This is a genomic window from Streptomyces sp. C1-1 (genome assembly GCF_050214755.1).
Classification (GTDB): Bacteria; Actinomycetota; Actinomycetes; order Streptomycetales; family Streptomycetaceae; genus Streptomyces.
The window spans coordinates 4,240,775-4,261,867 of the sequence record NZ_CP189826.1 but is presented as its reverse complement, the minus strand read 5'-3'; the positions used below and the strand labels follow the sequence as shown (position 1 = coordinate 4,261,867).

The window sequence follows — 21,093 nt, the reverse complement described above, 5'->3', positions numbered from 1 at the left end:
CCGGGAGAGGTGAGACGGAAGCGGCCGCCGTTGGGGGGTACCGACTGTGCCGGACTCCCGTGGGGGTACGGTTCGCGTGCCCGGGATGGGGACGGCTATGCGTGCCGTCCCGCATTTCTTTCCCGCCGGGCAACTCTGTGGGCTGGGCCACACGGACCCGGCCGTCCGGGATCCCGGATGCGCGATAGCCTGGCCGGTGGATCTCTCTTGATACCAAGAGATCGATCATTTGTACGTCCCACCCGGACGACACCACCGCCAGCTGTCCTACGGAGAACGCCATGACCCGCACTCCCGTGAACGTCACCGTCACCGGCGCGGCCGGCCAGATCGGTTACGCCCTCCTCTTCCGCATCGCCTCCGGCCAGCTGCTCGGCGCGGACGTGCCGGTCAAGCTCCGCCTCCTCGAGATCACGCCCGCGCTGAAGGCCGCCGAGGGCACGGCCATGGAGCTGGACGACTGCGCGTTCCCGCTGCTGCAGGGCATCGACATCAGCGACGACCCGAACGTCGCCTTCGACGGCGCCAACGTCGCCCTCCTCGTCGGCGCCCGCCCGCGCACCAAGGGCATGGAGCGCGGCGACCTGCTCGAGGCCAACGGCGGCATCTTCAAGCCGCAGGGCAAGGCCATCAACGACCACGCCGCGGACGACATCAAGGTCCTCGTCGTCGGCAACCCGGCCAACACCAACGCCCTGATCGCACAGGCCGCCGCCCCGGACGTACCGGCCGAGCGCTTCACCGCGATGACCCGCCTGGACCACAACCGCGCGCTGACCCAGCTCGCGAAGAAGACGGGCTCGACGGTCGCCGACATCAAGCGCCTGACCATCTGGGGCAACCACTCCGCCACCCAGTACCCGGACATCTTCCACGCCACGGTCGCCGGCAAGAACGCCGCCGAGACCGTGAACGACGAGAAGTGGCTGGCCGAGGAGTTCATCCCGACCGTCGCCAAGCGCGGCGCGGCCATCATCGAGGCCCGTGGCGCCTCGTCCGCCGCGTCGGCCGCCAACGCCGCCATCGACCACGTGCACACCTGGGTCAACGGCACCGCCGACGGCGACTGGACCTCCATGGGCATCCCCTCGGACGGCTCCTACGGCGTCCCGGAGGGCCTGATCTCCTCCTTCCCGGTCACCACCAAGGACGGCCAGTACGAGATCGTCCAGGGCCTGGACATCAACGAGTTCTCCCGCGCCCGCATCGACGCCTCCGTCAAGGAGCTCGAGGAGGAGCGCGAGGCGGTCCGCGGTCTCGGCCTCATCTGAGACCGCCGCGGACGCCGGGCCCGCCCGGCTTCACGGTTTCGTCACGACCCTGCACGGGCCCCGTTCCGGTTCCTTCCGGAACGGGGCCCGTGGCCGTTTTCGCCGCTACCGTCTAAAGCGTTGCTCAATGGGGTGATTCGGGGGACGTCGGCATGAACGGATGGGACGGCCACAGCTCCGGTTCCGGGGCGGAGCACGGGCCGAGCGAGGAGAGAGGCCAGGCGGCCTGGTCCGACGGCGGGACGGCAAGCGCGCCCCCGTGGGCCTCGGCGGAGACCCAGACGGGCGGGACGCTCCCGCCGCCCTGGGCACCGCCCCCGCCGGACCCGGTCCACCCCGCGCCCCCCACGCCCTACGGCGGCCACCCCACACCGCCGTACACCGGCCACCCCACACCGCCGTACACCCTGCCCCCCGCCCCGGCTCCCCGGCACCATGTCGGCCGGGTCGTCGGCGTCATCGCCCTGATCGTCGCGGTCGGCGCGGGGACCGGCGCCGGGACCTGGTATCTCGTACGCGAGCACCGCACGGACACCGGCGCGGGTCCGGTGAGCGTCAGCTCCACCTCCGCCGCCCCGACGCCTTCCGGCTCGCGTGCGCCGAGCACCCCGTCGGACACACCGGCGGCCGCGACCCCGCCGGCCTCGCCGGTGGACTCGCCCTCCGCCGGCTACCGCCGTGCCCAGGACCCCGTCGGCTACTCGATCGACGTCCCCCAGGGCTGGACCCGCCGCGAGAAGCAGGGCAAGCTCGCGCCGATCGTCTACTACGACGCCCCGGCCGACGGCCGCCAGTTGCAGATCTTCCGGGTCACCGAGTCCACGCCGTACAAGTCCCTCACCCTCGCCGAGACCGACCCCGGCTACGGCTTCGCCGCGCAGCCCGGCTACCAGGTCGTCGAGCGCGACCACGGCGACACCTGGGCCGAGCTGTCCTACCGCTACACCGACGCGGACAAGGGCGCCCGCCAGGTCATCGACCACCGCTTCCAGGCCCCCGACGGCACCCTGTACGCGATCCGCGCCAGCGGTCCGGCGAGCCTGGACCCCGAGCGGGTGCGGGAACCGCTGAGGATGGCGGTCCGCTACTTCTGCCCGACGGGCACGGAGTGCGCCTAGCTCAGCCCACGGGCTCCTTCGCGGGTGCGGGGGAGGCCGCTGTTCGGGACGGGGCGGTGTCCTTGCGGTAGCCGGCTACGACCAGCGCCGTCGCCGCCAGGACCAGGACGGCGACCGTGCGCAGTGCCGGGCCCATGCCCTCGGCGAAGCCGGGGCGGGAGGCGAGGACGGTGCCGGTGACCGCGACGCCGAGGGCCGCGCCGATCTCGCGCGCCGAGGTGCCCAGGCCGGAACCGAGGCCCGCCCGGTCGGCGGGGAGCGAGGTGACGACGCCGAGGGTGAGCGCGGGCATGGACAGGCCCGTGCCCGCCGAGATGACCAGCAGCCAGCAGGCGTACAGCGGGTAGGGGGTGCCCGCGTCGACGGTGGACGCGCCGAGCAGGCCGAGGCCGATCAGGGCGAGACCGGCGCCGACGACCGGGCGCGGGCGCGCGGCCCAGCGGGCCGCCAGCTTCGGGATGATTGCCATGCCGACGATCAGCGGCAGGATCGCGACGCCGGTACGGGCGGGGCCGTACCCCTTCACCCCTTGCAGGTACTGGGAGTTGACGAAGAAGAGGGCGAACAGGCCGAAGAAGCCGGTCGTCATGCCCAGGGTCGTCGCGCGCAGGCGCGCGGAGATGAAGACCCTCGGGTCGAACAGGGGCGTGCGGGAGCGCAGGGCGTGGCGGGCGAAGACGGCCACGAGGAAGGCGCCCGCCGCGAAGACGCCGAGGATGCGGGGGGACGTCCAGCCGTAGGCCGGGCCCTCGATGATCCCGAACAGCAGGGCGACCAGGGCCGCGGTGAGCAGCAGGGTGCCGACCGGGTCGGGGTGGTTGTCCGGGGCGCGCTCGGTGCGCGGCGTGGTGAGCGCGACGGCGAGGGCGAGCAGCGCGGCCAGCGGGACCATCGCCCCGAAGAGCGCCCGCCAGGTCAGGAACTGTCCGACCAGACCGCCGCCGAGGTTGCCGAGCATGCCGCCCAGGCCGAGCGCGAGCGTCCAGGACGCCATGGCCTGCGCACGGCGCTCGGGGCCGGCGAGGCGGATCAGGATCGACATCGTGGCCGGGGTGATCAGCGCGGCGCCCGCGCCGGAGACGCCCCGGCCGGTGATGAGCACGGCCGGGGACGCGGCGAGCGCGCTGGTGGCGGCGCCCGTGGCGAACAGGGCGAGGCCGGTCACGAGCGCGCCCTTGCGGCCCCACCGGTCGCCGAGGGCGCCGGCCGGGACGAGGAGCGAGGCGAAGACGATCACGTAGGCGTCCACCGTCCACAGGATCTCGGTGTGCGAGGGGTGCAGCGACGACGAACTCAGCTGCGGAATCAGCAGGTTGATGGCGGCGACCATGCTCTGGGCGACCAGGACGCAGGCGCACAGGGCGAGCAGGGTGGACCGTTTCAGGGCGTGCGGGGGCATGGCTCCTCCCCGGGAGCTCGGTGGCGGTGTGGGATGCCCTGTCACCGTAGGCTCGGACGCGTCCTGCACTCCAGTGCAAGCTTTGCAAGGGATCGATGCGTGTGGCGCAATCAAGTGGTCTGGATCTGAATCTGCTGGTCGCCCTGGAGGTTCTGCTGGAGGAGCAGAGCGTCGGCGGTGCCGCCCGGCGGCTGCACCTGTCGGAACCGGCGATGAGCCGCACCCTGGGCCGGATCCGCAAGGCGCTCGGCGATCCCGTGCTGGTGCGGGCCGGGCGGCAGATGGTGCCGACGCCGCGCGCGCTGGCCGTGCGGGCCGAGGTGAGCGCCGTGGTGGAGCGGGCGAGGGCGCTGTTCGCGCCGGACCGGGACGCGGACCTGCGGACCGTACGCCGCACCCTGACGATCCTCGGCCACGACTTCATCGCCGCGGCCTGCGGTCCCGCTCTCTTCGCCCGTGCCGCGCAGGAGGCGCCCGGGGTGCGGGTCCGGTTCCTGGCCGAGAGCCATGTGGACGCGCCGTTCCTGCGAGAGGGAACGGCCGACCTGGAGGTCGGGGTACTGGACACGATCGCACCCGAGGTGCACGTGGAGATGCTGCACGAGGACCGGATGGCGGGCGTCGTACGGGCCGGACACCCTTTGCTGGAAGGGGAGTTGACGGCCGAGCGGTTCGCGACCGAGGCGGATCACCTCGTCGTCTCGCGGCGCGGCCGGCTGCATGGGCCCATCGACGCCGCGCTCGCCGAACTCGGCCTGCGGCGGCGGGTGGTGGGGTCCGTGGGGACGTTTCCCGTCTCGCTCTTCGTGCTGCGGGACACCGATCTGGTGGGGCTGATCAGCGGGTGGGCGCTTCCGCTGGCGGAGGCGCTGGACCTGGTGACCTTCGAGGTGCCGCTCCCGCTGCCGCCGCTGCGGCTGGGCATGGCCTGGCATCCGCGTCACGACGCCGACCCCGCGCACGCCTGGCTGCGGCGGACCCTGCGGGAGGTGCTGGGCCGGTGGTCGGCCGACGGGGCGGCGGACCGGGGCCCTCGTCAGGCCCTCAGCCGCTTCTCGAACCAGTGGCTGGCGTAGACGTGGTCGACGTACGGCGGGATCTCGCGGTAGCCCGCCGCCCGGTACATCGCCTGCGCCTCGGTGAGGGTCGCGTGCGTGTCGAGGCGCACGACGGAGTGCCCGCGGGCCGCCGCTTCGCCCTCCAGCGCGGCGAGGATCCGGCGGGCGAGGCCGAGACGCCGGGCCTCCGGGTGCACCCACACGTGCTTGATCTCGCCCACGCCCGGCTCCAGGGTGCGCAGCGCCCCGCAGCCCACGGCCCGCCCCTCCTCGTACGCCACGAAGAACGCGCCCGCCGGCCCGGACACCTCCTCCGGCCGCACCAGGTCGGACGTGTCGAAGCCCTCCGGGAAGCGCGCGTCGATGTCGGCCGCGTAGGCGTCGAGGCAGGCGCGGGCGTCGGGGGAGGCGCCGTCGACGAGGCCGACGGTGATCGCGGCCAGCCGCAGCAGGCGCTGCGCGGTCGTCATGGCGTCGACCAGCCGGTCGCGCTGGCCGGGGGTGAGGGTGTCCAGCAGGCCGGCCGCGAGGGCGTTGGCCCGCCGGTTCTGCTCCTTGACCTCCAGCCGCCCGGCGTCCGTCGGCTCGATCGTGCGCAGCCGGTTGTCCCGCGGGTCGACGCCGATCCTGACCATGCCCTCGGCCTGGAGCGCCTTGGTCATCCGGCTCAGATACCCGGCGTCCAGACCGAGCCGGCTCCTGAGCTCCCGCAGGGACACCCCGCCCGGCGTCCCGGCGATCTCGTACAGCAGCCGGGCCTCGCCGAGCGGGCGGTCCTGGCCGAGGTAGTGGTCGTCCAGCGCACCGATACGGCGGGTGAAGTACCGGTTGAACCGGCGCAGGGCCGCGACCTGCTCCGACGGCACCGGCTCCGTATGTCCTGGCTCCATAATCCTTTGACTTTAGTCAAAGAACTCTGGGTCGTCCATCCCTCGACATTCCGGTTTCGTCGCCCCAGCGGTCCCTCTATGCTGATGGTTTGTCAACTGAACGTCTGACAACGGTCATTCCACGCATCGGGGGAGCAGCGTGAGCACCGCGTACGTACCGCAGCAACCACAGCCGACGACGCCCACGGCGGTCCCGCCGGCAGCACCCACCCCACCGCACGCCAGCGAGGCCGCCCGGCTGCTGTGCGCGGGCACCTACCTGGATTCCGGTTACCGCGACCGCGTCATCGAGGAACTGCACCTCAACGAGCAGCGGATCGTGGCGCCCTCGCTGGGCTTCGACGCGGCCCGTGTCCTCGCCCACGCCCTGCGCGCCCGGCGCCACGAACTGCTGTGGGCCGCGGCGATCATCGGCCTGTGGCTGGTCGGCACGGCCGTCGGCGGCGGCCTGCTGCTGTTCTTCCTCTGGCCGAGCCTGCTGCTCGCCCTCGCGCCGTGGATCAGGGGCCGCGCCGAACACCCCTCGCGCTACCGCCGCGTCGCCGCCTTCCTGCTGCGCTGGTGGGGCCGTGTGTTCTTCACGAGCGTGCTGGCCCTGACCATCGTCGCCGGGTTCGGCGGCGGTGGCTCCGACGACAGCTCCTCCTACGGCTCGTACGGCTCCGACTACGGCTACGGCTCCTCGGACCCGTCGAGCCTCACCGACGCGTTCTCGCCGAGCGACATCGCGGACGCGGTCAAGCCCTGGCAGGCCTGGCTCACGCTCGGGATCCTCGCGGCCATCGGCTGGTGCGTGTACGCCCAGCGCAACCAGTTCAGCCGGGCGCTGGCCGCGGAGCTGTCCCCGCAGCGCTTCCCGGACGCCGCCGGCGATCCCGCCGAGCAGGCCGACAACCCGCGCTTTCAGCGACTGAAGCAGCGCATCCGGCTGGAGCAGCACGCGCCGCTGGTCATGTACCACGAGGCCCGCCCGTTCTGCGGAGCGGGAGCGGCGTACGACACCTGGGTGCTGGCCGTGGAACTGCGGGCGGACGAGGAGCACAAGGAGCAGCTGCCGCTGAGCAACCGCACGATCCTGGAGCGGATCCGCCCCCTGCTCGAACAGCTGCGCGTCCCGTCCGAGTACGCGGGCCCCGGGGTCCGCGACCGGCTGCGCTGGCTGGAGATCGACGAGTGCGTGTTCCTCCCGGTCGAGGGACTGCTCACCCGTGACCAGGCGCCGTACACCCCGCAGGCCTTCGAGGAGCACCGGGCGCGGGCCGTGGAGGAGGGCGCCGAGAAGCGGCGGCACTTCCTGCGCATCCGGGTCGGGGGCTGGGAGGAGGAGCTGGTCGTCACGGTGTTCGTGCGCATCCACACGCAGGGCCGGATGCTCATGCTGGAGATCGCGCCGCACGTGCTGACCCCGGTGCGCGCCGACTTCAAGGACGCCGACCGCACGGCGCACCGGTTCCGGAACAACAGCGCGCTGGGCAAGGCGGCCGGGGCGCTCGTCCTGGTGCCGGGGTCGGCGGGCCGCTCACTGGGCCAGCTCGGCCGGGGCGCGGTCTACCTCTGGCGGCTGCTGACCGGCGGCTACGCGGGCGCGCTGCCGGACGGCCCGGCGCTGTCGGTGCGCGAGCTGGGCTCGACGCCGGCCGGATCGCTCTTCCAGGAGATGGACGTGGTCCGCTACCTCCGCAGCGTGCAGGACCGGGTGGCGAACGGCGTACGGGCCGCGCTCGCCGAATCCGGTTACGAGACCGGCGAGTTCGTCCAGAAGGTCGTCAACATCAGCAACGGCGACGTGAACATCGGCCGCGTCGAGGGGTCCACCTTCGCGGTCGGCAGTCACGCGTCCGCCTCCTCCACCGTCTCGGGCGGCGCGGCGCCGCAGCAGAAGGGAGCCGACAGCAATGGCCGGTAACGAGCCGAGCGTCAACTTCGGGAACATCTCGGGCAACAACACCTTCGCCGTCGGCAGCCACGCGCGTGCCGAGAGCCACCATCACCACGGCAGCGGCGGCGCGGCTCCGCAACTCGACGAGGCGACGGAACAACTCCTCGCGGCGGTACGGGAGCTGCGGGCCGACCTCGCCGAACGGGTGCGCGGCACCGACACGACGGCCACCCTCGACGAGGCCCTCGCCGAGACGGAGTCGGAGATCACCAGCACCGGCCAGGCGGGCCCGACCCGCCGGGAACGCCTGCGTGAGCTGCTGTCCGACTCGCAGGCCCTGGTCACCTTCCTCGCCTCGGCCGGCGCGCTGGCCGGCCTGCTGGGGATGTGAGGAGGACATGGTGAACGGGGGACGGCGGGGCCCGGGAGGGGGACGGCGGGTATGAGCGGGGGACCGAGGTACTGGAACGAGGACACCCAGCGCTGGGAGGACGGCGGTCAGGAGAGCCCCTCGACGACCCAGCCGACCTCGCCGCCACCGGCGCGGCCACCGGTCGCACCGACGGTGCCCGACACGGAGACGGCCACCGAGACGCCGCCGGCACCCGCGCCCGGGGACCCCGACGCTTCGACCGACGGGGGGTCGGGAGGACCGGCCGGCTGGCCCGTCGCCGGTGGGGAGAGCGTCTGGCACGGTCCGGTGGGCGCCGGCAACACCGTGGTGGACGGCGGGGGAGCCGCGGCGCCCGAGTGGTCCGGCGGTGCCGCGGCGCCCGAGTGGTCCGGCGGTGCCGCGGCGCCCGAGTGGTCCGGCGGTGCCGCGGCGCCCGAGTGGTCCGGCGGTGCCGCGGCGCCCGAGTGGTCCGGCGGTGCCGCGGCGCCCGAGTGGTCCGGTGCCTCCTGGCCCGCCGTGGCGCCGGTGCCCGCCCCCGCCCCCTCCGGTGGGCCGAGCCGGCGGCTCGTCTGGTCCGTCGTCGTGGGGGCCGCCGTGATCGGTGTCGCGGTGAGCCTCGTGCTGACGCTGGTCGTCGGCAAGGGCGGCGACGACGGGAAGCGGCCGGTCGCGGCCGGGTCGTCGTCGGCGCCGGCCTCCTCGCCGGAGCAGTCCCCGTCGCCGTACTCCGAAGGCACGGCCTCGCCCTCGCCCTCCCTCTCCGTGCCGCCCGACGGGTACGAACTGCGCGACGACACCGAGGGCTTCCGGATCGCCGTGCCCAAGGGGTGGACGCGCAGCACCGTTCCCTCGCAGTACGGCATAGCGGTCGTGAACTACCGCAGCGCCGACAAGGAGCACCGGCTGCAGGTCTACCAGGTCCAGGAGGAGTCCCCGGACGCCTCCTTCAAGCTGTACCTGTCCGCACAGACCCGTAAGCCCGCCGGCTTCGAGAAGCTCGACCTGCAGCGTCTCGACGACGGCGAGTTCACCGGCTCCCGCCTGGAGTACCTGGCGGGCTCGATCTCCGGCGAGCCCGACGTCGGCACCTGGCACGTCTACGACGAGCGCTTCGTCGCCGCCGACGGCAACATCTACGCCATCGCCTCCTACGGCCCCGACTCCGACGGCCGCGACGACGAGCTCGCCTACCTCACCACGGCGTTGGGCTGGTTCTGTCCGCCGTACACCACCTGCGACGCCGACCCGGGCATCGACTAGCCCGGCCCTCCCGTGACCCGGGAGGGCCGTGACACCGGTCGACTCCGTGGTTCAGATCACCTTCCGACGGGCGTTTCGTCCCATTCGCCCGCATCTTCAGTGACACAGCGCACTTTCGGCCATGAATTGCGCATGCAACGACGGCCCGGGGGCATGCGCTCACGGTCCCGGTGGGTGACATCCGTGTGACTCACGGGATCTGGACAGCAACGGAAGGCAAAACCGATCATGTCGGACCGAGCAGAAGCCCTGGAGCTCGACGCGCAGGCGACCATCCACGTGGCGGGAGACTGGCGGGAAGCCGTCTCCGGCGCCACGCGCGAGATCCTCGACCCCGCCGACGGCCAGGCCTTCGCTCTGGTCGCGGAGGGCGACGAGAAGGACACGGACCTGGCGGTCGCGGCCGCCCGCCGGGCCTTCGACGAAGGCGAGTGGCCGCGCACCTCCGCCGCCGACCGCGCCGCCCTCCTGCGCCGCGTCGCGGACCTGCTGATACGCGACCGCGAACGTCTTGGCCGACTGGAGAGCCGCGACGCCGGCAAGACCGTGGAGGAGGGCCGCATCGACATCGACTGTGTCGCCGACGCCTTCCGCTACTTCGCCGACCTGGTCGCGGCCGAGGCCCCAGGCCGCGTCGTCGACGCCGGCTCGGCCGACGTCCACAGCGTCGTCGTCCACGAGCCCGTGGGGGTCTGCGCCCTGATCACCCCCTGGAACTACCCGCTCCTCCAGGCGAGTTGGAAGATCGCCCCGGCGCTCGCGGCCGGCAACACCTTCGTCGTGAAGCCGAGCGAGATCACCCCCCTCACCACGGTCGCCCTCATCGATCTGCTCGCCGAGGCCGGTCTGCCCGCCGGTGTCGCCGGCGTCGTCACCGGCCCCGGCCACTCGGTCGGCGCCCGGCTCGCCGAGCACCCCGACGTCGACCTGGTCTCCTTCACCGGCGGACTGGTCAGCGGCACCAAGGTCGCCCAGGCCGCCGCGCCCACCGTCAAGAAGGTCGCCCTCGAACTCGGCGGCAAGAACCCCAACGTCGTCTTCGCCGACGCCTGCGCGACCGAGGAGGGCTTCGACACCGCCGTCGACCAGGCCCTCAACGCGGCCTTCATCCACAGCGGCCAGGTCTGCTCGGCGGGCGGCCGCCTGATCGTCGAGGAGTCGCTGCGCGAGCGCTTCGTCGCCGAACTCGCCCGCCGGGCCGCGAAGATCCGGCTCGGCCGCGGCACCGAGGACGGCGTCGAGTGTGGACCGCTCGTCTCCGAGCAGCAGCGCGCCAAGGTCGAGGACTACGTCGCCTCCGCCCTGGCGGAGGGCGCCGTGCTGCGGACCGGCGGCAAGCGCCCCGAGCCGACCCCGGCCCGCCCCGCCGGCGGCTACTTCTACGAGCCGACCGTCCTCGACCAGTGCCACCGCGAGATGCGCGTCGTGCGCGAGGAGGTCTTCGGGCCGGTGCTGACGGTGGAGACCTTCCGCACCGAGGACGAGGCCGTGTCCCTCGCCAACGACACCGAGTACGGACTCGCCGGCGCCGTCTGGACCGCCGACGCCGGACGCGCCCGCCGGGTCGCCGGCCGGCTGCGCCACGGCACCGTCTGGATCAACGACTTCCACCCCTACCTCCCCCAGGCGGAGTGGGGCGGCTTCGGCAAGAGCGGAGTGGGCCGCGAACTCGGCCCCGCCGGACTGGCCGAGTACCGCGAGACCAAGCACGTCTACCAGAACCTGGCGCCGAAGCCGGTCCGCTGGTTCGCCGGCTGACGCCGACCCGCACCCGCCCGACCACAGGCCCCCACCTGGAGTTACCCCCATGCCCGAGAACCACCACACCTACGACTACGTCGTCATCGGCGGCGGTACGGCGGGCTCCGTCATCGCCTCCCGCCTCACCGAGAACCCCGACGTCACCGTCGCCGTCATCGAGGGCGGCCCCAGCGACGTCGGCCGTGAGGACGTGCTGACGCTGCGCCGCTGGATGGGCCTGCTCGGCGGCGAACTCGACTACGACTACCCGACCACCGAGCAGCCCCGCGGCAACTCGCACATCCGGCACAGCCGCGCCCGTGTCCTGGGCGGCTGCTCCTCCCACAACACGCTCATCGCCTTCAAGCCGCTGCCCTCCGACTGGGAGGAGTGGGAGCGGGCCGGCGCCAAGGGCTGGGGCCCGGTGCAGATGGAGGCGTACTACGCGCGGCTGAAGAACAACATCGTCCCGGTCGACGAGAAGGACCGCAACGCCATCGCCCGCGACTTCGTCGACGCGGCGCAGAAGGCGCTCGGCGTCCCCCGCGTCGAGGGCTTCAACAAGAAGCCGTTCGACGACGGCGCCGGCTTCTTCGACCTCGCCTACCACCCCGAGAACAACAAGCGGTCGTCCGCGTCGGTGGCGTATCTGCACCCGGTGATGGACGAGCGCCCCAACCTGACGATCCTGCTGGAGACCTGGGCCCACCGGCTGGAGCTGGACGGCACCCGCGCCGAGGGTGTGCACGTGCGCACCAAGGACGGCGAGGACCTGCTGATACGGGCTCGCCGCGAGGTCGTCCTGTGCGCCGGCGCCGTGGACTCCCCGCGCCTGCTCCTGCACTCCGGCATCGGCCCCCGCGCCGACCTGGAGGCGCTGGGCATCCCGGTCGTGCACGACCTGCCGGGCGTCGGCGAGAACCTGCTCGACCACCCCGAGTCGGTGATCGTCTGGGAGACCGACGGCCCGATCCCGGAGAACTCCGCGATGGACAGCGACGCCGGCCTGTTCGTGCGCCGCGACCCCGACCACGCCGGTCCGGACCTGATGTTCCACTTCTACCAGGTCCCCTTCACCGACAACCCGGAGCGGCTGGGCTACGAGAAGCCGGAGTTCGGCGTCTCGATGACCCCGAACATCCCCAAGCCCAGGAGCCGCGGCCGGCTGTACCTGACCAGCGCCGACCCCTCGGTCAAGCCCGCCCTGGACTTCCGCTACTTCACCGACGAGGACGACTACGACGCCCGGACGCTGGTCGACGGCATCCGCATCGCCCGCGAGATCGCGAAGACCGAGCCGCTGGCCGGCTGGCTCAGGCGCGAGGTGGCCCCCGGGCCGCACATCACGGGCGACGAGGAACTGAGCGAGTACGCCCGCAAGGTGGCGCACACCGTGTACCACCCGGCGGGCACCTGCAGGATGGGCGCGGCCGACGACGAACTGGCCGTAGTGGACCCGGAGTTGAGAATTCGAGGCCTGGACGGCATCCGTATCGCGGACGCCTCGGTCTTCCCGACGATGACCGCCGTGAACCCGATGATCGGGGTCCTCATGGTCGGGGAGAGGGCCGTCGACCTGATCGGAGGTGGTGCGTGATGAGTACGACCCTGGACACGACGACCAAGGACACGGCCGTGGGTGAACCGGTCTTCTCCGTCGACGGCCTGTGGAAGGTCTTCGGCCCCAAGGCCGACCGGATTCCGGCCGACCCCGAACTGACCGCCCTCGACCCCGCCGAGCTGCGCGCCCGCACCGGCTGCACGGCCGCGGTCCGCGACGTCTCCTTCGACGTGCGCAAGGGCGAGGTCTTCGTGGTCATGGGCCTGTCGGGCTCCGGCAAGTCCACGCTGGTGCGCTGCCTGACCCGGCTCATCGAGCCGACGGCCGGCACCATCGCCATCGACGGCGAGGACGTCCGCGCCATGGACAGGTCCCGGCTGCGTGAACTGCGCCGCCACCGGGCCGCGATGGTCTTCCAGCACTTCGGCCTGCTGCCGCACCGCACGGTCATCGACAACGTGGCGTACGGCCTGGAGATCCAGGGCGTCGCCAAGGCCGAGCGCCGCGAGCGCGCCGCCGAGGTCGTCACCAAGGTCGGCCTGGAGGGCATGGAGCAGCGCCGCCCCGGTCAGCTCTCCGGCGGTCAGCGGCAACGCGTCGGCCTGGCACGGGCGCTGGCGGTGGACCCGGAGGTCCTGCTGTTCGACGAGCCGTTCAGCGCCCTCGACCCGCTGATCCGGCGTGACATGCAGGAGGAGGTGATCCGACTGCACCGCGAGGAGGGCCGCACGATGGTCTTCATCACCCACGACCTGAGCGAGGCCCTGAAACTCGGCGACCGCATCGCCCTGATGCGCGACGGCCGGGTGGTGCAGCTGGGTACCCCGGAACAGATCGTGGGCAGCCCGGCCGACGACTACGTCCGCGAGTTCGTCCGGGACGTCTCCCGCGACCAGGTCATGACGGTGCGCACCGCCATGCGCCCCGGCGGCTGCGGCGGCCGCGAGCACCCCGGGGCCCTGGCCCCCGGCGAGCTCGTCGCCGACGCGATCAAGGTCGTCGCCCGCAGCGGCAAGCCGGCGTGCGTCGTGGACGACGGACGCTGCGTCGGTGTCGTCGACCACGAAAGGCTCCTCGGTGTCGTCGCCGGAACGGAGCCGCGGAAGGAGGCGGCGTGATGGCGACCCTCACCACGTCCGCGCCCCGGGTTGCCGTGCCCGGCTTCCTCAAACACCGGGCCGCGCACAAACTGCTGCTCCTGGCGCTGGCCGCGGCGGTCCTGGTGCCGCTCGCCGACGCCCGCTGGGCCAGCGGCAGTTGGCCCGCCGCCCTCACCGTCGACCTCTCCAAGCCGCTGACCCACGTCAGCGACTGGATCATCGACAACCGCGACAGCCACCCCCTGTTCCTCTACGGCTTCGGCTACGTCAGCAACGCGGTCGTCGTCTCCGTACGCGCCGTCTACCTGGTCCTGCTGGCCGCGGGCTGGGCCGGCGTCACCGCGATCGGCGCCCTCGTGGCCTGGCGGGTCGCCGGGGTGAAGCTGGCCCTCGGCACCGCGGCGGCGTTCCTCGCCTGCGGTCTGCTCGGCATGTGGATCCCGACGATGCAGACGCTCGCCCTGATGGTGGTGGCCGTCCTCGCGTCGGTGCTCGTCGGCATGGTGCTGGGCCTGGGCGCCGGCCTCTCGGACCGCCTGGACCGCGCCCTGCGCCCGGTCCTGGACACCATGCAGGTCCTGCCCGCCTTCGCCTACCTGCTGCCCGTCGTACTGGTCTTCGGCATCGGCGTGCCCGCGGCCGTCCTGGCCACCGTCGTCTACGCCGCCCCGCCGATGGCCCGTCTCACCTCCCTCGGCCTGCGCGGCGCGGACAAGGAGGTCCTCGAGGCCGTCGACTCGCTCGGCGCCACCGCCCGCCAGCGGCTGCTGACCGCCCGCCTGCCGCTGGCCCGCAAGGAACTCCTCCTCGGCCTCAACCAGTCGATCATGATGGCCCTGTCCATGGCGGTCATCGCGTCCGTCATCGGCGCCGCCGGCCTCGGTGACCGCGTCTACCAGGCGCTGGCCTCGGTCGACGTCGGCGCGGCCCTCGCCGCCGGCATCCCGATCGTGCTGCTGGCCGTCGTCCTGGACCGTGTCACCTGCGCGGCCGGCGAGCAGGCGGGCGAGGAGCACGAGAACACCCGGCGCGGCTGGCTGTACGCGGCCGTCGCCGCCGTCGCGGTGGCGCTCGCAGGACGCCTCGCGGGCCGCCTCGACTGGCCCGGCTCCTGGACGCTGAACATCGCCGACCCGGTGAACCGGGCCGTCGACTGGATGACCGCGCACCTCTACTCGGGCGTGCCCGTCGTGGGCGGCACCGCCGACTGGGCGGGCCACTTCACCACCTGGGTCCTCGACCCGATCCGCGGCGGCCTGCAGTGGCTGCCCTGGTGGTCGGTGCTGCTCGTGGTCGCCGCCCTGGCCTGGTTGATCGGCACCTGGCGCACCGCCCTGACCGCCGTCCTCGCCATGGCCGCGATCGGTGTCCTGGGCGTGTGGAAGCCGTCCCTGGACACCCTCTCCCAGGTGCTGGCGGCCGTCGCCGTCACCCTCGTGCTCGGCTTCGCGACGGGTATCGCGGCGGCCCGCAGCGACCGCTTCGAGCGCCTGCTCAGGCCGGTCCTGGACGTCTTCCAGACGATGCCGCAGTTCGTGTACCTCATCCCGGTCGTGGCCCTGTTCGGGGTGGGCCGCGCGCCGGCCGTCGCGGCGGCCGTCGTCTACGCGCTGCCCGCCGTCGTCCGCATCACCACACAGGGGCTGCGGCAGGTCGACCCGGCCGCCCTGGAGTCGGCCCGCTCGCTCGGCGCGACCCCCGCCCAGCAGCTGCGCCAGGTCCAACTCCCGCTCGCCCGGCCGGCGTTGCTGCTCGCCGTCAACCAGGGCGTGGTCCTCGTCCTCGCCGTCGTCATCATCGGCGGCCTGGTCGGCGGTGGCGCGCTCGGCTACGACGTCGTGTTCGGCCTCGCGCAGGGCGACCTGGCGACCGGCCTGGTGGCGGGGGCGGCGATCGTCTGCCTGGGGCTGATGCTCGACCGGGTGACCCAGCCGACCGAACGCCGCGCGCAGAAGGGGGCGTGACATGCGACTCCGTATCACCACGACCGCCGCGGTCGCCTCGCTGGCGCTGCTCACCGGCTGCGGCGCCGCCGACATGACCAAGCAGGCGTCCCCCTTCGCCAACGCCGGGGGCACCAAGAGCGTGACCCTGTCCGTGCAGTCCTGGGTCGGCGCGCAGGCCAACGTGGCCGTCGCCCAGTACCTGCTGGAGCACAAGCTGGGCTACCGCGTCGACACCGTCCAGGTCGACGAGGTCCCCGCCTGGGACGCGCTCAGCCAGGGCCGGGTCGACGCGATCCTGGAGGACTGGGGCCACCCCGACCAGGAGAAGCGGTACGTCACCGACAAGAAGACCATCACCCGCGCCGGCGGCCTCGGCGTGACCGGCCACATCGGCTGGTACGTGCCGACCTACCTGGTCAAGCAGCACCCCGACATCACGAACTGGAAGAACCTGAACAAGTACTCGTCTTTGTTCCGCACCGCGGAGAGCGGCGGCAAGGGCCAGCTGATGGACGGCTCCCCGTCCTACGTCACCAACGACAAGGCGCTGGTGAAGAACCTGAAGCTGGACTACCAGGTCGTGTTCGCGGGGTCCGAGGCGGCGCAGATCACGCAGATGAAGCAGTTCGCCAAGGAGAAGAAGCCCTTCCTGACGTACTGGTACGCCCCGCAGTGGCTGTTCAAGAAGGTCCCGATGACCGAGGTGAAGCTGCCGCCGTACAAGGAGGGCTGCGACGCGGACCCGGCGAAGGTCGCCTGCGCCTACCCGCACACCCCGCTTCAGAAGTACCTCAACGCGGGCTTCGCGAAGAACGGCGGCAAGGCGGCTGCGTTCCTGAAGAAGTTCCGCTGGACGACCGAGGACCAGAACGAGGTCTCCCTGATGATCGCCGACGAGAAGCTGTCGCCGGAGCAGGCGGCGAAGAAGTGGGTGGACGGCCACGCCTCCACCTGGAAGGCATGGCTGTCCTGATCACATCCGCTTCTTCAGCTCGCCGGTCATCCCCTGCAGCGCCAGCGCCGACCAGCGCTGCAGGGTCGGCCCGAACGTGACGCGGGTGGCCCCCAGTTCACCGAGCTCGGCGGGCGCGGGGCCGCCCTCCAGCTTGGAGTACACGTTGATCGGCCCCTGGATGCCGGACCGCAGCAGGGGCAGTACGCCCGTGGGGGCGCCGATCGGATAGACGCAGTCGGCGCCCGCGGCGACGTACAACGCGGCCCGTTCTATGGCCCGTTCGGGTGCGCCGTCGCCGTGGGCGAAGACGTCGACGCGGGCGTTGACGAACAGCAGGTCACCGGCCGCGTACCGCACCTCGGCCAGCCACTCGGCGTGCGCGTGCGGGTCCGTGAGGGCGCCCCCGGCGGAGTCCTCCAGGTTGCAGCCCACGGCCCCCGCCTCCAGCAGCCGCTCCACCAGCTCCTTCGGCGCCAGCCCGTACCCGTCCTCGATGTCGGCCGACACGGGCACGTCCACGGCCCGGCAGACGCGCGCCACCGCGGCGAACATCTCGTCGGCCGGCGTGTCCCCGTCCGCGTACCCGAGCGACGCGGCGATCCCCGCGCTGGGCGTGGCGAGCGCCGGGAACCCCGCCTCCTCGAAGATGCGCGCGCTGACCGCGTCCCACGGTCCGGGCAGAACCAGCGGGTCGCCCGGCAGACGGCCCCTGTGCAGCGCGCGGAACGCTTCCACCTTGCTCACGGCGTGTATCCCCCCGGCGGGATCCGGCGCGCGACCATCACCCGGTTCCAGTTGTTGATGGCGACGACCAGGGAGACGAGATGGGCGAGCCCGGCCTCGTCGAAGTGCTTGGCCGCCCTTTCGTACACCGCGTCGGGCACGAAGCCGTCCGTCAGGACGGTCACCGCCTCCGTCAGCGCGAGCGCGGCCCGCTCCCGCTCGTCGAAGACGTCCTCCCCGGCCTCCTCCCAGGCGGCCAGCAGGTCCAGCTGCTTCTCCTCCACGCCGTGCCCGCGGGCGAGGGCGAGGTGCATGTCCAGGCAGAAGGCGCAGTGGTTGAGCTGCGAGGCCCGGATGACGACCAGCTCGGCCAGGGCGGGGTCGCCGAGGCCCCGCTTCGCGGCGGCACTCAGCGCCGACATGGCCTTGCCCACCGCCGGGTCCAACAGCCGCGTTCTGGCGGTCACTTGTACTGCCCCGGCTGGTAGTGGCCGACCTCGCCCCGGCAGGTGACGCCGAACCGGTTCCAGGCGTTGATCACCGCGATCGCGGCGATCAGCTGGGCCAGTTCCGCCTCCTCGAAGTGCTTGGCCGCCCTCTCGTACACCGCGTCGGGCACGAAACCGTCCGTCAGGACGGTCACCGCCTCGGTCAGTTCCAGGGCCGCGAGCTCCCGCTCGGTGTAGAAGTGCGCGGACTCCTCCCACGCGCTGAGCTGGATGATCCGCTCGACGCTCTCCCCGGCGGCCAGCGCGTCCTTGGTGTGCATGTCGAGGCAGCGGGCGCAGTGGTTGATCTGCGAGGCGCGGATCCTCACCAGCTCCAGCAGCCGCGCGTCGAGGCCCTGCCGGGCCGCCGCGTCCAGCCGGAGCATGGCCTTGAAGACGTCCGGGGCGAGCGCGGTCCAGTCCAGGCGTGGGGTGTGTTCGGGCGCGTAGGTCGCGGTGTCCTCGTGTGTGGTCATGCCACCGACCCTAGGAGCGAGGCAGCCCAGGAGTATGGTCCAGTTCCATGCCGAAACCTTGGGCCACTCTGGGCTTGGACCTCCACCTGGAACCGGCCGGACCGGGGCTGCGCCGGGGCCTGACCGACGCCCTGCGCGAGGCCGTCCGCACCGGCCGCCTGGCCCCCGGCACCCGACTGCCGTCCTCCCGGGCCCTCGCCGCCGACCTGGGTATCGCCCGCAACACGGTCGCCGAGGCCTACACCGACCTGGTCGCGGAGGGCTGGCTGACCGCCCGGCAGGGCTCGGGCACCCGGGTCGCCGAGCGAACGGTCGTACCCCCCACCGATGCCGCCCCCCGTCACCGCCCCCGCTCCGGCCCCGCCCACAGCCTGGTCCCCGGCACCCCCGACCTCGGCTCCTTCCCCCGTGCACAGTGGCTCAAGGCGGCCCGCCGGGCCCTGGCCGCGGCACCGAACCAGGCACTCGACTACGGCGATCCCCGGGGCCGCGCCGAACTGCGCACCGCCCTCGCCGGCTACCTGGCCCGCGCGCGGGGCGTACGCGCCGACCCCGAACGCATCCTGGTCTGCGCCGGCATCTCGCACGGCCTGCGCGTCCTGGGCGCGGTGCTGCGGGCCCGCGGCGCGAGCACCATCGCCGTGGAGTCGTACGGCCTCCCCGCGCACTGGGACCTGCTCGCCGACGCCGGCCTGCGCACCGTACCGCTGCCGTACGACGAACGGGGCACCGATCCACGGGAGTTGACCGAACAGTCCGCCGTGCTGCTCACCCCAGCCCACCAGTTCCCGATGGGCGGCACCCTGCACCGCGACCGGCGGGCGGCCGTCGTGGACTGGGCGCGCCGCACCGGCGGCGTGGTCGTCGAGGACGACTACGACGGCGAGTTCCGCTACGACCGCCAGCCCGTCGGCGCCCTGCAGGGCCTCGACCCCGACCACGTCGTCCACGCCGGCACGGCCAGCAAGTCCCTCGCCCCCGGCCTGCGACTGGCCTGGCTGGTGCTGCCGCCGGACCTCGCGCGGGAGGCGGCCCGGGCCAAGGGGCACATCGACGCCTGCGGGGCCCTGGACCAGCTGACCCTCGCCGAGTTCATCCTCTCCGGCGCCTACGACCGGCACGTACGCGCCGCCCGGCTGCGCTACCGGCGCCGCCGTGACGCCCTCGTGGCGGAGGTCGCCCGCCGCGCCCCGCACGTCCACGCCACCGGCATCGCGGCCGGCCTGCACGTGGTGCTGCGCCTGCCGCCCGACACTGAGCGGGCGACAGTGCGCGCGGCGGACTGGCGGGGCCTCGCCCTGCACGGGCTGCGGCGCTACCGGCACCCGGAGGCGAGCGTCGAACAGCGCGACGCCCTCGTCGTGGGGTACGGAACCCCACCCGACCACGCCTGGTCCGGAGCCCTGGACGCCCTGTGCTCCGCGCTTCCGGAATACGCCCGCCAATGAATACCGGACGTATTAGAGTCGCCCCATGAGCGACAGCGATTCCATATCCCGAGTGGCCCTCAAGCAAATCACCCCGGATGTATCGAAGGCGATGGGCTCCCTGCACGCCGCCGCCGTTTCCGCGGCCCAGGACGCGAAAGTCGAACCCGAACTCCTGGAACTGATCCGCATCCGCGCCTCCCAGATCAACGGCTGCGCGTTCTGCCTCGACATGCACACCAAGGACGCCCGGGCCGCGGGCGAGACCGAGCAGCGGATCTACGCTCTGAACGCCTGGCGGGAGACTCCCTTCTTCACCGAACGGGAGCGCGCGGCACTGGAGTTGACCGAGGCGGTGACCCTCGTCGCCGACGGCCGCGTACCGGACGCGGTCTACGCCGGGGCCGCCGGGGTCTTCGACGAGGCGCAGCTCGCGGCACTGATCTGGGCGGCCACCGTCATCAACGCCTACAACCGGATCGCCATCGCCACACGAATGGCACCCGGGGCCTATCAGCCAGCGAAAAAATGACGCCGAACACGGGCATCGGGAATTCCCGATGCCCGTATTCGGTGCCCGTCACCCGTCCTAATTCCGCGGCAGCGGCTCCATCATCTCGTCGAGCCATTTCCGCCATTCAGGCGCACGCACCGCCGCGGCCGCCCGCATCGACCCCGTCGGGTCGGCCGGCCCGCCCGTCCAGCCCGTGACCGGCCGGATGCCGTGCAGCGCGTTCACCAGCCACACCTCGCGGTCGTCCAGCTCGGCCACCGTCCGCTCGCGGTGGGCGACCCGGACGCCCTCGCGGCGGGCCCGCTCCTGGATCAGGGCGACGGTCACCCCGGGCAGGACCGGCAGCCCCGGCGGCGGCAGGCACAGGGTGTCGCCCTCCCACCACAGCACGCTCGCGGTGGCCGCCTCCAGCACGGTCCCGGTGGGCGCGACGAGCACCGCCTCCTGCGCGCCCTCCCCGGCCGCCCGGTCGCGCACCCGGGCCAGGGTGTCCAGGTCGGGGCCCTTGCGGCGGGGCACGGTCCGCGGATCGGACTGTCCGGACGCCCACACCCGCACCCCGTCCCCGAGCGGCGGAGCATGCCGCACCAGCAGCCTCAACTCCAGTGACCCGGCGGCGAGTTCCACGCGGGGAAACCACTCGCCGGTGCGCGGCAGCGCGGCCGTCATGTCCTGCCAGAACTCCAGCAGCCGCTGCAGCGGCGGCCCACCGCACTCGCCGCACGCCCGCAGGAACCGCTCCCGGTGCCGTTCCAGCCCGCGCACCCTGCCGTCCCGCACCAGCCAGGAGTCCGCGACGAGCAGCCGCCCGCCCGCCTCCCCGGCCGGCCGCAGCCCGGCGGCCGGTGTCCACGCCGACAGGCCCTCCACGATGACGGGTCGAGTCACAGCCGT

At 72.8% G+C, this 21,093-nt stretch carries 19 protein-coding genes; 13 read left to right on the top strand and 6 right to left on the bottom strand.

The window, feature by feature from the left end:
* The first annotated feature begins 281 nt into the window (after window positions 1-281).
* Together ACQF4J_RS19330 and ACQF4J_RS19325 are read left to right on the top strand one after the other, a co-directional pair.
* The gene (locus ACQF4J_RS19330; protein WP_351562553.1) at window positions 282-1,271 is read left to right on the top strand and encodes a malate dehydrogenase; all 990 of its coding nucleotides are present in this window, start codon (window positions 282-284) and stop codon (window positions 1,269-1,271) included.
* Window positions 1,272-1,423: 152 nt separating this feature from the next.
* Window positions 1,424-2,389 carry a hypothetical protein gene (locus tag ACQF4J_RS19325; protein ID WP_427166281.1) on the top strand — a complete coding sequence of 322 codons (966 nt, stop codon included), beginning with the start codon at window positions 1,424-1,426 and terminating at the stop codon, window positions 2,387-2,389.
* Between the two features lies 1 nt (window position 2,390).
* Here ACQF4J_RS19325 and ACQF4J_RS19320 read toward each other — a convergent pair whose 3' ends face one another.
* Window positions 2,391-3,788: an MFS transporter gene (locus ACQF4J_RS19320; RefSeq protein WP_427166279.1), complete on the bottom strand. Its 1,398-nt coding sequence runs from the start codon at window positions 3,786-3,788 to the stop codon at window positions 2,391-2,393.
* 95 nt (window positions 3,789-3,883) lie between these two features.
* On the opposite strand from ACQF4J_RS19320, the gene ACQF4J_RS19315 reads away from it, so the two are divergent.
* On the top strand, window positions 3,884-4,864 hold the full coding sequence (locus ACQF4J_RS19315; protein WP_427166278.1) for a LysR family transcriptional regulator: 981 nt from the start codon (window positions 3,884-3,886) through the stop codon (window positions 4,862-4,864).
* Here ACQF4J_RS19315 and ACQF4J_RS19310 read toward each other — a convergent pair.
* Entirely contained in the window at window positions 4,825-5,736 is a 912-nt protein-coding gene (locus tag ACQF4J_RS19310) for a bifunctional helix-turn-helix transcriptional regulator/GNAT family N-acetyltransferase (RefSeq protein ID WP_427166276.1), read from the bottom strand. The two genes, ACQF4J_RS19315 and ACQF4J_RS19310, sit on opposite strands and share 40 nt — an antisense overlap.
* A gap of 139 nt (window positions 5,737-5,875) precedes the next feature.
* On the opposite strand from ACQF4J_RS19310, the gene ACQF4J_RS19305 reads away from it, so the two are divergent.
* The 8 genes from ACQF4J_RS19305 to ACQF4J_RS19270 all read left to right on the top strand — a co-directional run bounded on the left by ACQF4J_RS19305 (window position 5,876) and on the right by ACQF4J_RS19270 (window position 16,589).
* On the top strand, window positions 5,876-7,642 hold the full coding sequence (locus tag ACQF4J_RS19305) for a hypothetical protein (RefSeq protein ID WP_427166274.1): 1,767 nt from the start codon (window positions 5,876-5,878) through the stop codon (window positions 7,640-7,642).
* Window positions 7,632-8,006, top strand: a complete 375-nt coding sequence (locus ACQF4J_RS19300) for a hypothetical protein (protein ID WP_351562541.1) — start codon at window positions 7,632-7,634, stop codon at window positions 8,004-8,006. The genes ACQF4J_RS19305 and ACQF4J_RS19300 overlap by 11 nt, the downstream gene beginning before the upstream one ends.
* A gap of 51 nt (window positions 8,007-8,057) precedes the next feature.
* Complete coding sequence (locus ACQF4J_RS19295; RefSeq protein WP_427166272.1) at window positions 8,058-9,269, top strand: hypothetical protein; 1,212 nt, start codon at window positions 8,058-8,060, stop codon at window positions 9,267-9,269.
* Between the two features lie 228 nt (window positions 9,270-9,497).
* Complete coding sequence (locus tag ACQF4J_RS19290; RefSeq protein WP_427166271.1) at window positions 9,498-11,027, top strand: aldehyde dehydrogenase family protein; 1,530 nt, start codon at window positions 9,498-9,500, stop codon at window positions 11,025-11,027.
* Between the two features lie 49 nt (window positions 11,028-11,076).
* Window positions 11,077-12,606, top strand: coding sequence for a GMC family oxidoreductase (locus tag ACQF4J_RS19285; protein WP_427166269.1), 1,530 nt, complete (start codon window positions 11,077-11,079; stop codon window positions 12,604-12,606).
* Window positions 12,606-13,688, top strand: coding sequence for a quaternary amine ABC transporter ATP-binding protein (locus tag ACQF4J_RS19280; RefSeq protein ID WP_427166267.1), 1,083 nt, complete (start codon window positions 12,606-12,608; stop codon window positions 13,686-13,688). Before ACQF4J_RS19285 ends, ACQF4J_RS19280 begins: the two co-directional genes overlap by 1 nt.
* Complete coding sequence (locus tag ACQF4J_RS19275) at window positions 13,688-15,634, top strand: ABC transporter permease (protein ID WP_351562531.1); 1,947 nt, start codon at window positions 13,688-13,690, stop codon at window positions 15,632-15,634. The genes ACQF4J_RS19280 and ACQF4J_RS19275 overlap by 1 nt, the downstream gene beginning before the upstream one ends.
* Window position 15,635: 1 nt before the next feature.
* Entirely contained in the window at window positions 15,636-16,589 is a 954-nt protein-coding gene (locus ACQF4J_RS19270) for an ABC transporter substrate-binding protein (protein ID WP_351803027.1), read from the top strand.
* Here ACQF4J_RS19270 and ACQF4J_RS19265 read toward each other — a convergent pair whose 3' ends face one another.
* Genes ACQF4J_RS19265 through ACQF4J_RS19255 form a run of 3 tightly spaced genes read right to left on the bottom strand, consistent with a single transcriptional unit; the run spans window position 16,590 to window position 18,258 of the window.
* Window positions 16,590-17,315, bottom strand: coding sequence for an isocitrate lyase/PEP mutase family protein (locus tag ACQF4J_RS19265; protein ID WP_427166266.1), 726 nt, complete (start codon window positions 17,313-17,315; stop codon window positions 16,590-16,592).
* The gene (locus tag ACQF4J_RS19260; RefSeq protein ID WP_427166264.1) at window positions 17,312-17,761 is read right to left on the bottom strand and encodes a carboxymuconolactone decarboxylase family protein; all 450 of its coding nucleotides are present in this window, start codon (window positions 17,759-17,761) and stop codon (window positions 17,312-17,314) included. The genes ACQF4J_RS19265 and ACQF4J_RS19260 overlap by 4 nt, the downstream gene beginning before the upstream one ends.
* Window positions 17,758-18,258, bottom strand: coding sequence for a carboxymuconolactone decarboxylase family protein (locus tag ACQF4J_RS19255; RefSeq protein ID WP_427166262.1), 501 nt, complete (start codon window positions 18,256-18,258; stop codon window positions 17,758-17,760). The genes ACQF4J_RS19260 and ACQF4J_RS19255 overlap by 4 nt, the downstream gene beginning before the upstream one ends.
* 47 nt (window positions 18,259-18,305) lie before the next feature.
* Here ACQF4J_RS19255 and ACQF4J_RS19250 point away from each other — a divergent pair, with 47 nt between their 5' ends.
* Window positions 18,306-19,706 carry a PLP-dependent aminotransferase family protein gene (locus ACQF4J_RS19250; protein ID WP_351562521.1) on the top strand — a complete coding sequence of 467 codons (1,401 nt, stop codon included), beginning with the start codon at window positions 18,306-18,308 and terminating at the stop codon, window positions 19,704-19,706.
* A gap of 25 nt (window positions 19,707-19,731) precedes the next feature.
* A complete protein-coding gene (locus ACQF4J_RS19245) occupies window positions 19,732-20,217 on the top strand; it encodes a carboxymuconolactone decarboxylase family protein (protein WP_351562519.1) in 486 nt (161 codons plus the stop codon).
* Between the two features lie 57 nt (window positions 20,218-20,274).
* Here the strand turns inward: ACQF4J_RS19245 and ACQF4J_RS19240 are convergent, their stop codons facing one another.
* A complete protein-coding gene (locus ACQF4J_RS19240; protein ID WP_427166259.1) occupies window positions 20,275-21,087 on the bottom strand; it encodes an aminotransferase class IV in 813 nt (270 codons plus the stop codon).
* Window positions 21,088-21,093 lie beyond the last annotated feature (6 nt).